This is a genomic window from Pseudocitrobacter sp. 73, from assembly GCF_008369545.1.
GTDB classification, from domain to species: domain Bacteria; phylum Pseudomonadota; class Gammaproteobacteria; order Enterobacterales; family Enterobacteriaceae; genus Pseudocitrobacter; species Pseudocitrobacter vendiensis.
Map to the genome: position 1 here is coordinate 122,887 of NZ_VTZO01000004.1, position 14,201 is coordinate 137,087.

A 14,201-nucleotide genomic window follows, 5' to 3' on the forward strand; every position below is an offset into this window, starting at 1 on the left:
GTGCGCTTTGTTCTTGCCGGATGCGGCGTAAACGCCTTATCCGGCCTACAACGTCGTGCAAATTCAATATATTGGCCTGACAAGTGCAGCGCATCAGGCAATTTACGGCTTAACGATAATCAGGATTCGACATCACGCTGTAACGCCCGCCGCCGAGTAAAAATATCACAATACCCAGCAGGAAATAGAACGCAGCGCTTTCAATAATCCACGCGCCCGTCGGCGCTAGCGCGAATATTTGCGTACCGTTTGCCAGCGCCACTGCGGTTAACATGGTGAACGAAACAATAATTGCCGCCCAGCGGGTGAAGATGCCGAGAATAATCAGAATCGGGCAAAGAATTTCACCAATAAAAACGCCCCAGGCCATAAAACCCGGTAACCCGGCTTTCATCAACAGGTCCTCAATAAACCCCAAATCGCCGCCCGGTAAGGCTTTATGAATGCCATGAAACAGCAGTAAACCACTGAACGTCAGGCGTAGTAAGAGCTTAGCGCCATCCGGATGATCGAACCGTTGTGTTAACGCGTTGAGCATAGAACAGTCCTTATTAAGTGAACCCAGAAGAATAAAACAGAAATTTGGGCAAACGAACCCGGATAGCATAGTGGCAAACTATTGTTGCCGATTAAAGGCAGAAAAATTAACGAAGTCGTTAGAAATATTTAGGCAAACAAAAAGGCCGAAGAGGGAATAAACTCTTCGGCCTTTTGCTATCAGAACTTAATCTTCCAGTGCGTAAGCGATAATGTCATCGCCCACATCCGGCGAGTGGCTGGCGCCACCGGCGGAAATCACGACATACTCTTTACCGGTTTTCGGTGATTTATAAATCAGCGGCGCGGCAACAGCGCCAACCGGCAGACGGGCACGCCACAGCTCTTTCCCGGTTGAGGAGTCGAGTGCGCGCAGGTAGTTATCCTGAGTACCGGCAAAGAAGACCAGACCCGAAGCGGTGGAGGTTGGGCCACCGAGCGTTGGCATTCCCAGCGGAATGTGCATGCCGGTTTTCATCCCCAGCGGGCCGGTATCTTCCACCGAACCCATCGGAACCTGCCACACCAGTTGGCGCGTATTCAGGTCAATCGCGCTCATGGTGCCAAACGGCGGAGTATTACACGGCACGCCCAGCGCAGATTGCAGAATATCGATACGCACACCGCCGTAAGGGCCAGCGACCTGCGGACGCACGGTGCCCATAAAGCCCGGGACTTCATCGGTTGAGACGTGGTATTTCGCCATATCTTTCTGACGCACCAGCGACATCCGCAGCGGCATTCGCATATCGTTAACGAACAGCGTGCCGGTACGTTCATCAATGGTGATGCCGCCCCAGTTCATGCCGCCCAGCAGGCTTGGCCATTCAATATACGGTTTTTCAGACGGCGGGGTGAACATGCCGAGATAGGTCGATTCTTTAAAGTCGATACGACAAATCAGCTGATCGAACGGCGTGACGCCCCACATCGATTTCTCGGTCAGCGGATCAACGCCTAACTGCGGCATGCCCGTAGAGAACGGCTGAGTGGTGGAAAGACGTTCGCCTTCCGCGCCCTGATGCGGCACCGGAATCTCTTCCACTTTGGTGACCGGTTTCCCGGTACGACGGTCGAGAACGTAGATCTGCCCGGTTTTGGTGGTTTGAATCAATACCGGAATTTCTTCGCCTTGCTCGTTCTTCATGTGGAACAGAACGGGCTGAGACGGTAAATCGTAGTCCCAGATATCATGGTGAACGGTCTGGAAGACCCATTTGGTTTCACCGGTGCTGGCATCGACAGCCACCACAGACGAGCCGTATTTCTCTTTAGCTTCGTTACGGTCGCCGCCCCAGTAATCCGGCGGGCCGTTACCGGTTGGCAGATAAACCAGATTCAGTTCTTTATCAAAGCCGGGGACCGTCCAGACGTTCGGCGTTTCAAGCGTGTACGCGCGCGCTTTTTCCGGGTCGGTAATGTTTTCCGGTTGACCGACATCCCAGGCCCAGACCACATCGCCCGTGCGCACATCATACGCACGCACGACGCCGGAGGGCTCACCATGCACGATATCGCGCACCCAGCCGCCAATCACCGCAATGTGCCCCATGATCATCGGAATGGATGTCGGGTGATAGCGCTTACTGTTTTCCGTATCGCCCATACCCTGTTTCAGAACGACGCTGCCTTTGTTGCCAAAGCTGTCGCACAGCTCGCCGGTTTTGGCATTCAGGGCAATCAGACGGGCATCGACGGTCGAGATGATAATACGCTGCGGACACTGCTCAAGCGCCGGGCTGGTTTTCTCTTCTGCGCTCAGCGAATCATCGTTCTGCGCATCGTAATAACCCACGCCGCGACAGGTCACGTGTTCAGCAGTCTGCGCGTGCGGATCAAAACGCCAGCGGGCTTTACCGGTATCGGCATCAATAGCCGTTACCACGTTTAGCGGGGTACAGGAGTAGAGTGTGTCGCCAATTTGCAGCGGCGTGTTTTCGTCAACACCGATACCCGGCCCGGTTAAGCGGCGGCCGGTGTGATACGTCCACGCCACTTTCAGATCTTTTACGTTCTCCGGGGTGATATCCGTGTAAGGCGCATAACGGGTACCTGAGGCATCGCGGCCAAAGAATTCCCAGTTATCACTTTTTGATGCCAGTGTGGGCTCTTTGCCTGCGTGGGTATCGACAACACCATTATGAATGCCACCGTGTGGGAAAAATGCCGAGACCAGTGTCGCCAGTAACGCGACAAAAATCACCGTGGCGCTGCGGTTGGCCGCACGCACCGATGTGCGCTGAACGGGCAATGTGGTGGTGAGCCACAGGGCGAGCATTAATAAGAGTGCGGGAACCACCAGGCGTGGAATCAGACCCCAGTAACTGAACTGCACTTCATAGAGCGCCCAGATAAGGGTAAGGACAAAGGTAATAATAGAAAGGGGGAGGGCAAACTTACGGCGCAGCAGATAACCGACCGCGATAACCAGATAAGCCAGACCAGCGACCAGATACCAGGCGCTGCCGCCCAGCGACAGGAGCTTACCGCCCCAGATGGTTAAAAAAAGCCCAGTGCCAACACTGAGCAATACGAAGAATAAGCGGTAGAGCGTAAAGAACACGCCTCCACCTCTGCTTTTATGTTCGTCCATTGTGCATCCCATACAAAGTCAGTCGTTTAAAGCATTTTTGCTCAGTGGGCTGGCGCATCATCCTACTAAGGACGTTAGCCGCCTGAGATCCTGTTGTTATGGTGGGTAATCCGAAGGGGAAGTGCCTGCGCCTACAACGTAAGGAAGTTTATTTATTTGTAAGATAAATGTAAAACTTATGAGCATTAAATGTATAACAAATCGAAATGGGGTGCAGAAAGGCAAATGCAGGGAGGTGTAGAGAAGCCTCCCTGCGAGGGACTAAAATCAGGCGTCAGCGAGTTGAAGTGATGAAGCTTCCTCGGCATCTTTTTTACGCTGTTGTTCAAGTTCCAGCGCGCCGCGATGTGACAGATAGCAGAACAAAATACAGCAGATAATCCCACCCATCAGCAGATAAAAGCCACCGTGCCAGCCCATTTTATCGACCATCACGCCAAACAGACTGGTACCCAGTGAAGCACCAAAAATGTAGCTCATAAAACCGCGCAATCCGACAGCAGAACCTACGGCAAAGCTGGGCACGATTTCCATTGTTTGTACCGAAGCAAGAAATTGCGGGACATAAATCAGACAGCCCACGATGGCGGCAAAAACAGTCACCATCAGCAGAGATTCACTTTTCCAGTAACCGATCAGGCAAACGAAAATCAGCGCCATGCAGATCATCGCCAGCGGCATACGACGCCCTTTGAAGAGCTTATCGGATAACCATCCCGCCAGTATCGTCGAGGGGATCGCGGCCCATTCAAAAAACAGGAATGCCACGCTCATCTGTTCTTTGGAAAAGTGTTTAACCGTGAGCAGGTAAATGGGCAGCCAACTGATCATCCCAAAACGCACCATGTAGACGAAGACATCGACCAGAGAGACGTACCAGGCATTCTTATTACGCAGTACGTAGGTACAAAATATCTGGAACGCCGTCATATTTTCAGGGGCTTTTGCCGTATGATTGGTTTTGAGTACCACTTTTTCTTCCGGCATCATCTCTTCCAGTGCGGGCAGTCCTTCCTTACGCGGAGAACCTTTGCCCAGCGCCAGTACCACTAATGCAAAAATAACGGCCACGCAGGCTGGAACAATATAGCTGGCGCTTTGCCAGTGCTCGCTGCCCAGAATAGCAAATCCGGCCCCAACGATCGGCGCAACAATACCACCGCCCACGTTATGGGAAATATTCCAGAAAGCCCCTACGCGCCCACGCTCCCGGCGAGGGAACCAGTTTGCAATGGTAATGAACGAGGGGCCAACGCCCATCCCCTGAAACAGACCATTAAGAATAACTAACGCGGCGAAAATCCAGAAAGCGGTACTGAAACCCAGGCCCACGTTGACGATGGCGCACAGCACCAACCCCGCAGCCATAAAGACTTTGGGGCTGGCTTTATCCGCCAGGCTGCTCATCACACCCTTGCTGATGCCGTAGGCAATAAGCATACAGCTGCTGAGTAAACCTATCTGTGTCGCGCTGAGATCTAATTGCTCTTTTAAATAGGGCGTCGAGAGTGTGAAGTTATTACGTACAATATAATATGCCAGATACCCTAAAAATACGCTAAGCAACGCTTGCATCCGGTATCGATTATAGGTTGCCTGAACTTTCTCCGCAGGAACTTTGTCTGCGGATTGTCCTGTTTTAAATATTGATAACATGTCGTCACCTGTACTTTTAATTGATATAGACAGCAGGAGTAATCGACATAAAGAGTGCGGTAATTATCGTGAGCCTTCAACTTCATGAAATGTGTCAAAAGTGACTCAAATTAACAGCCTGGCTGGATGTTTTTGACTCAATTATTAATCGGTGAATGATGTTCTGTTCTTTTTGATATCAGATTTATCTTTGTCTTGTGCGGTTATTAACATATTCCGCAACTATCATCTGGTATCCTTATTAAGGTTCATCAATGCTTGCGAAGATATCTCCGTGTTCATCGCAGTCGTTTCGGATAATTGAAAACGGGTAAGTTTTGCCACAATTTTTATTTCGCGGGAAGTTGAGATTTATGAGAGGGATCACAATCGTGTTTTGTCACCGGGTCAAAACACTCTGCAAAATCGGTGTTTTGTTATCGCTGGTACTGCTTTCCAGGCCGGTGCTGGCACAACATGGCGAACTGGTGATGGCGACAACCTTTTCCCCCGGCGCTACCGCGTGGATTATTCAGCGCTGGCAAATACAGCCCAACGCCGTGACCATTCGCACACTCAACCGTACCAGCGCTTCTCTGGAGCAGTTACTGGATACGTCTGGCACTGAGAATGTCGACCTTATTCTGACCTCCTCTCCTATGCTGTTACAGCATCTTCAGGAACACCAAAAGCTTGCACCGTTGGAAGAGATTCCACAGAACAGTCAGCGCCTGGTACCAGAATCGATTCGTTCCACCTCCGTTGCCGTTGCGATTTCGGGGTTTGGCCTGTTGATTAACCGTTCGGCACTGGCTGCGCGTCATCTTCCCGCGCCCGCAGATTGGGACGATTTGATGCAGCCGCGATATCAGGGGGCTTTGCTGATGAGCAGCCCATCCAGGTCTGATACCAACCATTTGATGATTGAAGCACTTCTTCAGCAGAAGGGGTGGGTGCAAGGATGGGAAACACTACTGGCGAGCGCCGGTAATTTAGTGACGATTTCATCGAGAAGTTTTGGCGTCGCCGATAAAATTAAAAGTGGGCTGGGCGTCGCCGGGCCGGTAATTGATAACTATGCCAATTTACTGTTAAACGATCCGCATCTGATGTTTAGCTATTTCCCTCAATCGGCGGTTTCACCGACTTATGTCGCGGTGCTCAATAAAAGCCAGCATGCAGGGGAAGCCAGGCGCTTTATCCGTTATCTTCTTAGCGCTGAAGGACAGCGCATCCTCGCGGATGCCAATACCGGCAAGTACCCGGTCACGCCGATAGACTCTGATAATCCAAGAGCCGCGCAGCAGGCCGTGTTGATGAATCAGCCGCCGTTGAACTATCGCCTGATACTGAAACGTCAGCAGTTGGTGCAGCGTATGTTTGATACGGCGATTAGCTTTCGTCTGGCGCAGTTGAAAGACGCCTGGCGGGCGCTTCATAGTGCTGAAGCACGACTTCAGCGTCCCTTACCTGAAATTCGTTCGCTGCTTACCCGTGTGCCGGTTGATTCTGCGAGCAGTGAAAATGAAGCCTGGCTGGCGCAGTTCGATAATAAAAGTTTTGCAGAGCAACAAATGATGGAATGGCAGCTTTGGTTTCTGAATAACCAACGCCAGGCAATCAATAAACTGGAAGAGCTGAAATGAAGGGTAGGTCGCTTCTGCAACGTTTGCGGCAAATGAGCATCAGTAATAGCCTGCGCGGCGCTTTTTTAATGGGGGCGCTTCTGACCCTGATTGTCAGCAGCGTTAGCCTTTACTCCTGGTATGAACAAAGTTCGCAGATTCGCTATTCGCTTGATGAGTATTTTCCGCGTATTCATTCTGCTTTTCAGATTGAAGGCAGCTTAAATCTGGCCGTCGATCAGTTAAATGAGTTTTTACTGGCACCCAATACCACGGTACGTTTACAACTGCGAAAACAGATTATTCAGCAATTAGACAAAATTGAGCGGCTCAGCCAGGGCCTGACGCCCGAGGAGCATCAGCAGCTAGCGATGATTTTGCAGGATAGCCGGAAATTGTTATCCGAACTGGACAGGGCGCTCTATAACATGTTCCTTGTGCGTGAAAAAGTGAGTGAGCTCTCCGCCAGAATTGATTGGCTGCATGATGATTTTACGACCGAACTTAATTCGCTGGTGCATGATTTTACCTGGCAGCAGGGAACATTGCTCGACCAAATAGAAACACGCCAGGGCGATACCACACAATACCTGAAGCGTTCTCGGGAAGTGCAGAATGAGCAGCAGCAGGTCTATACGCTTTCGCGAATTGAAAATCAGATTGTTGACGATCTGCGTGACCGCTTAAACGAACTGAAATCCGGGAATGACGACGGAATGTTGGTCGAGACGCATATTCGTTATCTTGAAAACCTGAAGAAAACGGCAGATGAAAATATCCGCGCGCTGGATGACTGGCCCAGCACCATTACGCTGCGACAAACTATCGATGAGCTGCTGGAAATCGGCATGGTGAAGAATAATATGCCCAACACCATGCGTGACTATGTGGCCGCGCAAAAAGCGCTTATCGATGTCAGCCATACCCGTGAAGCAACGCTTGGGCGATTTCGGATATTGCTTGAGACACAACTCGGTAATAGCCATCAGCAAATGCAACGTTTTAATCAGCGAATGGAACAAATCGTTCGTGTGAGCGGCGGATTAATTCTGGTGGCGACATTTCTCGCGCTGTTGCTGGCATGGGCGCTAAACCACTATTTTATTCGGTCGCGACTGGTTAAGCGGTTTACCGCGCTGAATCAGGCGGTTGTACAGATTGGATTAGGTACTACGACCACAGATATCCCTGTGTATGGTCGGGATGAACTCGGGCGAATTGCCGGTTTACTGCGTCATACGCTTGGCCTGTTACATTCACAAAAACGGCAGCTGGAGCAGGAAATTACCGAGCGTAAAGCTATCGAAGAAGATTTACGCTCCACGCAGGATGAACTGATTCAGACGGCAAAACTTGCCATGGTCGGGCAAACGATGACGACACTTGCTCATGAAATTAATCAGCCGCTGAATGCGTTATCGATGTATTTGTATACTGCGGGCCGCGCTATCGATATGGGGCAAACGGATCAGGCCAAAACAACCTTGCTTAAAGGAGAGGGGCTGGTCAGCCGGATTGGCGCCATTATACGGTCATTGCGACAGTTCACGCGGCGTGCGGATCAACATATTGCGCTAAAACCCGTCGACTTAACGCAGACCTTTAATGCAGCCTGGGAATTACTTGCTATGCGCCATACACCGCAGCAAGCCGTAATGCATCTGCCTGAGAACAACGTATGGATTTCCGGGGAAGACGTTCGCCTGCAACAAGTCCTGGTGAACATACTGGCAAATGCGCTGGATGCGTGCCCGGGGGGCGCGGAAATTACCGTAAGCTGGCAAACAGAGGGGAATTCGCTGAGCGTGTTGATTGCCGATAATGGCCCTGGATGGCCTGAGTCTTTACTGCCCATGCTATTGAAACCTTTCACGACCAGTAAAGATATTGGCCTGGGAATTGGCTTATCGATTTGTGTCTCGCTCATGACACAAATGGGAGGAGAGCTGCGTCTGGCATCCACCTTAACCCAAAATGCCTGCGTAGTGCTGCAATTCAAATTAATGGAAGTAAACGATGTCGAGTAACGATTTTTCCATTCTGTTGATCGATGATGATGCCGATGTGTTAGATGCGTATACCCTTCTGCTTGAACAGGCCGGGTATCGCATTTTTGTGTGTAATAATCCGCTGGATGCACAGCAATGGATTCAGAAAGACTGGCCGGGAATTGTTCTGAGCGATGTCTGTATGCCGGGGTGTTCCGGCATAGATTTAATGACCATATTGCATCGCGATGACAAACAGTTGCCTGTTCTATTGATTACCGGTCATGGCGATGTCCCTATGGCGGTGGACGCGGTGAAAAAGGGCGCCTGGGATTTTCTGCAAAAACCGGTAGACCCGGGTAAATTGCTGGCCCTGGTTGATGCTGCGTTACGCCATCGGAAGTCAGTTATTGCCCGCCGTTTACGCCATCAGCAAAGATTACAGGTTGAGCTGGTGGGGCGCAGCGAGTGGATGCAACGCTATCGACAGCGTCTGGAGCAACTCAGTGAAACGGACATTGCTGTGTGGTTTCACGGGGAAGCGGGAACCGGACGCATGACCGGTGCGCGATATCTTCATCAACTGGGGCGCAACGTCAACGGGCCGTTTATTTATCATGAAGTGATCACTGAAAATCCGGCGCTATTTCAGGAAATAATTGCACAGGCGCAGGGTGGCACGCTGGTTTTGAACCGTCCTGAAAATTTAAGCCGTGAGCAACAATATCAACTGGCACAGCTTCAAAGCCTGGAACCACGCCCGTTCCGTTTGATTGGCATCAGCCATTCTTCCCTTGTTGAGTTAGCTGCTGCCAATAATATCGTTGCTGAGCTTTATTACTGCTTTGCCATGACGCAGATTTTCTGTCAGCCCTTATCACAGCGCCTGGACGATATTGAGCCTCTATTTCATTATTATTTAAACAAGGCCTGCCAGCGTCTTAATCATCCCGTTCCTGATGTCGGGGCAGAGGTTTTGAAAAGAATGCTGCGCAGAGGGTGGTCCAGTAATATCCGTGAGCTGGCAAATGCTGCCGAATTATTTGCGGTTGGCGTTTTACCGCTGGCGGAAGTAGCTAATCCTCATATGCACGTCAGCGAACCGACGCCGCTGGATCGGCGCATCGACGAAATTGAACGGCAGATCATTACCGAGGCATTAAATATTCATCAGGGAAGAATTAATGAGGTCGCGGAGTATTTACAAATCCCGCGTAAAAAGCTGTATCTACGGATGAAAAAGCATGGCCTGAGTAAAGAGCATTACAAGATGTAGCGGAACAAAAACGATGGCAGGTTGGGATACATGGTGTCCCCTGCAGGAATCGAAAGGCTGTTTATTCTTTTGTTTTTTAATGGTTATTTTAACTTGTTATTTTTCGATACCATCATCGATACCATTAAGCGATAAAAACGTCTCATTAAGGCCATAGAGATCGGCCTAGTCCGTCAGTTTCAATAATGAATAGATGATTGAAAAAGCGACGGGGTAGGGGACTAGCAAAACTGCTATAAGGCATGAAAAATGCGCAGAAAGTTATCACACCCCACGTATTATACAATGCTGCTTGCAAACCAGCGCCAGCTATGGAAGTCAGGGGGATACACTCTAAAGTATTTTTTTCACTTTATGTATACCAGAATGGCTTTAAATCACTCACCATCAAGCGCTATAACCGGGTTTAACCGTGTATACCATCCCCTTCTGTGACAAGACGTATTCCTAAACATAAGGCTGTTTGTTGTACCGAATTTGACACTCTTATTGGGGGGGTAATGAGCAACCCCCTCTGGAAAAGCGTGCTAGGAATTGAATAATTGGCTGGATGAAGATGTTATTAAATTTTTAACGTATACATTAGATTGATTTAAAGGGCCTAACATAAAGGCCCGTAATTTATTTTTTACTAAACATTAAGCCTGTGGCAGTTCGTTTGTAGTTTTCTAATTTTACTTTCCTATTTTTAAAACTAGTTTTTATGTCTTTGAGTGTTGGCAAGCCTAGATTCCCTAGTGCTACACTGGCTACAGCCAGTTCTGGCTTGTTGATTAATGCTGAAGCAATGCCAAAAGCACCGTTGACTATAAATGGGGCTACCTCCATTCCCAATATTCTTAATTTTTCTTTTTTTATTTTCTCAATGAATCGTTGATGTTGTATAAATGCTCTGTCAACATTATCGATTACCTTCTGTGATGAGGCGTTATAATCATTAGGTGATGAGTTAATTACTTCTGAAATGCCACTTGATAAGATATCTCTAACTTCTGGCATTAATCCATTACGCCTAATTTTCACAATGTTACTTAAAGTGATATCTCCTAACCAGGAGAATCCACCTTGCATTCCCTTAGACAACGCATTGACCATATGAAACTCTTTTAATGAATCATTATCAACTTTAAAATCAAGAGACTCGTATTCCATTAACCATGTATAGTAAAGCCATGATGTTTCAGCATTGATATAAGGAGTGCTTTGGAACTCTTGGGCATTCAACCTTGCTGCAAGAGCCTGGGGCATGCGGCCAGTACAAGTGAACATTACCTCCATTCCTGGACAACCTTCGAGAACTGGTGATTTTAAACGCTCAGGGTCTGCCAAGTGTCGTTCTAACTGTGCTCGTCCACCTACTCCCCAATCTATATCAAAGATTAAACGGTCTGGTCTTTTAAGTTCCTTAAAAACCTTATCAATATCTGTAAGTGATTTACTAAACTCATATAAATTATCTATGCTCTCAAATTTTCTGTCATATAAATATTGGGCATGAGAAATAATGAATGGTGTGGAGCGCTCATGTAGATATTCCTTACCATCACTGCTGAAGTCACGTTTATCTGGAAGCACTAATACTATGGCGGGCTGAATGTCTTCAAGGGCTAAATCTCGGTATGTCATGCATGTTAAAACGTGTTTTAATAATAAAAAGCAAAAATGTTCTTTATTGGTAACTCCATGTAGCCTACCTACCCTTAAAATGGGGCACGGTAATATCATGGTGTCAATGTACAAACCTGTGCTGGATACAGCATTTTCTTTGTATGAAGGGAAAAGGTCTCCCGCGAAATTTGCTTTTAATTGGTCACCATCTTGTAGGTGAATTTCACCAATCTCATATGCTGCATCCCAGAACTCTTTAATGTGAGACATCAAGTCCGGAAATATTTGATCCAAGTGTTCAACAAAATTTTTATCCTTAGAAATAACTCTTGCTACTTGGTAAGGTTCTACATTATGTTTTATTAAATCAGTATAAAATTGATGGAAATTACCAAATAAAATCCGGAAGTAGGTTTCTTGAAAATCAATGATGTTGAATTTTTTTTTAATTTCGTCACGTTCAAAAAAATGATTGACAGCTGCTCCCATCGCTCTAATGCGGCCATCAACAGTGGCAGGATCAACTTTACCATCCGGTCTCAATCTGATTTTGTTAAAGCTTTCTTTAAACCCATCGAACAGATGGTCTGCTATTTTTAGTTTTCCTGCCTCAAGTTGACTTTTTATTAAGAAAACTCGATCTGTCAGACTTGAGATATAATCCTCATCGAAACCATTGTCCATAAACAGCCTTCTGAAATTTGAATTAATCTGAACTCACAGTATGAACTAATACTGTCGCCCACTCCATGATAAAACCCAATACTTTACCCTGCTTTGCGCACAGCCCCGCCCGCCTGCCCGCTTCGCTTAGCAGGCTGGTTTTCATGCACCCCGTAAATCGTCTCAGAAGCCACCACTCAAGGGCTTTCGCATCAAAAATGGTGCATAAGACTCATGCGTTTTCATGCGCCATAGACATGCACTCATGCGCTCTCAGGCCAGCCAGGGAAAAGGCGTAAAAAATCCCGGTACTGGACCGGGATTACGTGGGCGTTTTTGCTAATCAGACCGGGATTTGCTGACGGCCTGACAGCTTTGACGCGGAGCCATAGCGATTGAGCGTTTTCTGCTGCTTTTCAGGTTGCTCCGGTTCGACTGGTACATTTTCATTGCGCCGGGGCTTCATAATTATCGTATCCACACTTTCCAGTGCGGTAAATGTGCAGGAACATTCCAGGTTCTGGCACTGGTACCATGAGCGTTTAACCGATGGTGCTTCATATGTGGAGGTTCTGGCGTGTGCCGTCGTACCGCATTCAGGACATTTAAGTGCCATTAATATCACTCCTGCATATCGTTAATGTCATTCAGGCGTTGCTGAAAGCGCAGATGTTGTGCCGGGGTGTAAGTACCCTGACAGTCACGAACCATCACAGGGTCAGGCATCACACCGGATTCATCCAGAATCTCACGATAATCCCCGGCGATTTCAGGCGGTGTTATTGCCAGCTGTCGAACCAGGGCACTGCGTAACATACGGGACGCAACGTCAACCCCTCCGCGCCCATTAAGAAACGGAGCCAGTGCAGATGTCAGGGCTGCTCCATTCGCCTGCATAAAACTGCTGAGAGCGTCTTCTGTGCAGGCCTCCATCAGCAGATGCTGCGAGTACATACACTCACGCGCAGCGCAGTTAATCTGCCATTTCAGCACATCCAGTCGTTCCCGCAGTAACCCGAGTTGTCGGGCATAATCTGCTGGTTTTTCCGTGGCAGTGAGGAGAGATTCTATCTGTCGTTCAGCGGCTTTTCGGCTCTCACTATGTCCAGCCCACAGAATACGGGCGTTTCGAAAACTGGTAAGCGCCTGCGCAGGAGTGGCCCGGGCCGTCATACTGATTTCTCCTTCTCAGCCCGTTCCTGACGAACCTTCATTTTATGAATAGCTGCCGGAGAGGGTTGATTACTGAAATCCAGACGAGCCGCATAATCCGGCACAATGCCCGCCAGTCTGAACACCGGGTCCTGTTCCGGCATCGCAGCGTTAGTAAGAGCCGGTCTGGTGATATGTTTGTGAATAAAGTCTTTCAGTACTGTGTCCGGGTCATTAACTGAATTCACCACACCCACAACGGCACTGGCTTCCCGCCCCATTGTGGTTTTGAGCAGGCTCAGTGTCTGGATTAACGCCTTACCATGCGACTGCATGAAGTCTTCCCAGATTTGCTTTGCGCGAATTTCCACAAGGGTGTTGTGCGCGCTGATATACTGCCCGGCTAATTTCCCGGCTTCCTGCGGTAAAAAAGCGGCTTCCTTTTCATGCGCAGCCAGTAATTCATCAAAATCCTCAAGGGTTTCACGTCCCAGCGCAATTTCCGTGCGCAGTTTTTTCATTTCCTTTGAGACTACGCCCTGACTGTCACGAAACAGCGTGCGCCACTTCTCATTCAGCGCGTTCGTCGAGGCTTCCATTTCAGCGCGGCGCTGGCGGATTGTCGCAATATTATCCGCTGCCGCTTTCTGCTTACGACGTGCTTCAAGCCATGCGTTTCTGGCTGTGTTCATGGTTTCCAGTGCCCGCTGCGTTACAGCCGGAAAATTGGAAAGGCTGGTATTCTCTGCGGTGTTGTTCATGACTTCTCCTGTCAGGTTGGTTCGTTACGTCAATTGTGTCGTGGCTGACACAAGCGCACTATTGGCGCTCAGTGTGTGATGGCTGGCACAACGGGCGTCTGCGGTTATTCAGACGCGGCTATGACAGCCAGCCAGATAAAAATGCCTCTGTTTCATCCTGCTTTATGTCCCGGATGCGGTGGAACAGGTGAAACATGTGTTACAGCATTGTTTTGTAAAACATTTATATGCACAGCACAGGTGGAACATCGCAGGTAACAAGGTGGAACAGCGGATCGGCTGGTGTTCCACCTGTTCCACCTCACTATTTCAGAAGGTGGAACAGTTTCAGCCCTTGTAAAATAAGGTTGTTCCACCTGTTTC

11 protein-coding genes are annotated in these 14,201 nt (G+C 48.8%); 3 read left to right on the forward strand and 8 right to left on the reverse strand.

Annotation, left to right across the window (positions count from 1 at the left end; genetic code table 11):
* Window positions 1-109 precede the first annotated feature (109 nt).
* From F0Q32_RS03245 to F0Q32_RS26725, 4 genes are all read right to left on the reverse strand, one after another.
* On the reverse strand, window positions 110-538 hold the full coding sequence (locus F0Q32_RS03245) for a DoxX family protein (RefSeq protein ID WP_149461948.1): 429 nt from the start codon (window positions 536-538) through the stop codon (window positions 110-112).
* Between the two features lie 186 nt (window positions 539-724).
* Window positions 725-3,130: a membrane-bound PQQ-dependent dehydrogenase, glucose/quinate/shikimate family gene (locus F0Q32_RS03250; RefSeq protein WP_149461949.1), complete on the reverse strand. Its 2,406-nt coding sequence runs from the start codon at window positions 3,128-3,130 to the stop codon at window positions 725-727.
* Between the two features lie 267 nt (window positions 3,131-3,397).
* Window positions 3,398-4,786 carry a phosphoglycerate transporter PgtP gene (gene pgtP, locus F0Q32_RS03255; protein WP_149461950.1) on the reverse strand — a complete coding sequence of 463 codons (1,389 nt, stop codon included), beginning with the start codon at window positions 4,784-4,786 and terminating at the stop codon, window positions 3,398-3,400.
* Between the two features lie 241 nt (window positions 4,787-5,027).
* On the reverse strand, window positions 5,028-5,153 hold the full coding sequence (locus F0Q32_RS26725) for a hypothetical protein (RefSeq protein ID WP_366938236.1): 126 nt from the start codon (window positions 5,151-5,153) through the stop codon (window positions 5,028-5,030).
* Between the two features lie 46 nt (window positions 5,154-5,199).
* On the opposite strand from F0Q32_RS26725, the gene pgtC reads away from it, so the two are divergent.
* The 3 genes from pgtC to F0Q32_RS03270 are packed head-to-tail and all read left to right on the forward strand — an operon-like array spanning window position 5,200 to window position 9,654.
* Window positions 5,200-6,411 carry a phosphoglycerate transport regulator PgtC gene (pgtC, locus tag F0Q32_RS03260; RefSeq protein WP_188016824.1) on the forward strand — a complete coding sequence of 404 codons (1,212 nt, stop codon included), beginning with the start codon at window positions 5,200-5,202 and terminating at the stop codon, window positions 6,409-6,411.
* Window positions 6,408-8,417, forward strand: a complete 2,010-nt coding sequence (gene pgtB / locus F0Q32_RS03265) for a two-component system sensor histidine kinase PgtB (protein WP_149461951.1) — start codon at window positions 6,408-6,410, stop codon at window positions 8,415-8,417. Before pgtC ends, pgtB begins: the two co-directional genes overlap by 4 nt.
* Window positions 8,407-9,654, forward strand: a complete 1,248-nt coding sequence (locus F0Q32_RS03270) for a sigma-54 dependent transcriptional regulator (RefSeq protein ID WP_149461952.1) — start codon at window positions 8,407-8,409, stop codon at window positions 9,652-9,654. Before pgtB ends, F0Q32_RS03270 begins: the two co-directional genes overlap by 11 nt.
* Before the next feature lie 621 nt (window positions 9,655-10,275).
* Here the strand turns inward: F0Q32_RS03270 and F0Q32_RS03275 are convergent.
* The 4 genes from F0Q32_RS03275 to F0Q32_RS03290 all read right to left on the reverse strand — a co-directional run bounded on the left by F0Q32_RS03275 (window position 10,276) and on the right by F0Q32_RS03290 (window position 13,838).
* A complete protein-coding gene (locus F0Q32_RS03275) occupies window positions 10,276-11,946 on the reverse strand; it encodes a hypothetical protein (protein WP_149461953.1) in 1,671 nt (556 codons plus the stop codon).
* 322 nt (window positions 11,947-12,268) lie between these two features.
* On the reverse strand, window positions 12,269-12,541 hold the full coding sequence (locus tag F0Q32_RS03280; protein ID WP_149461954.1) for an ogr/Delta-like zinc finger family protein: 273 nt from the start codon (window positions 12,539-12,541) through the stop codon (window positions 12,269-12,271).
* Window positions 12,542-12,546: 5 nt separating this feature from the next.
* Window positions 12,547-13,098, reverse strand: a complete 552-nt coding sequence (locus F0Q32_RS03285) for a phage polarity suppression protein (protein WP_149461955.1) — start codon at window positions 13,096-13,098, stop codon at window positions 12,547-12,549.
* Window positions 13,095-13,838, reverse strand: coding sequence for a septation initiation protein (locus F0Q32_RS03290; RefSeq protein WP_149461956.1), 744 nt, complete (start codon window positions 13,836-13,838; stop codon window positions 13,095-13,097). Before F0Q32_RS03290 ends, F0Q32_RS03285 begins: the two co-directional genes overlap by 4 nt.
* Window positions 13,839-14,201 lie beyond the last annotated feature (363 nt).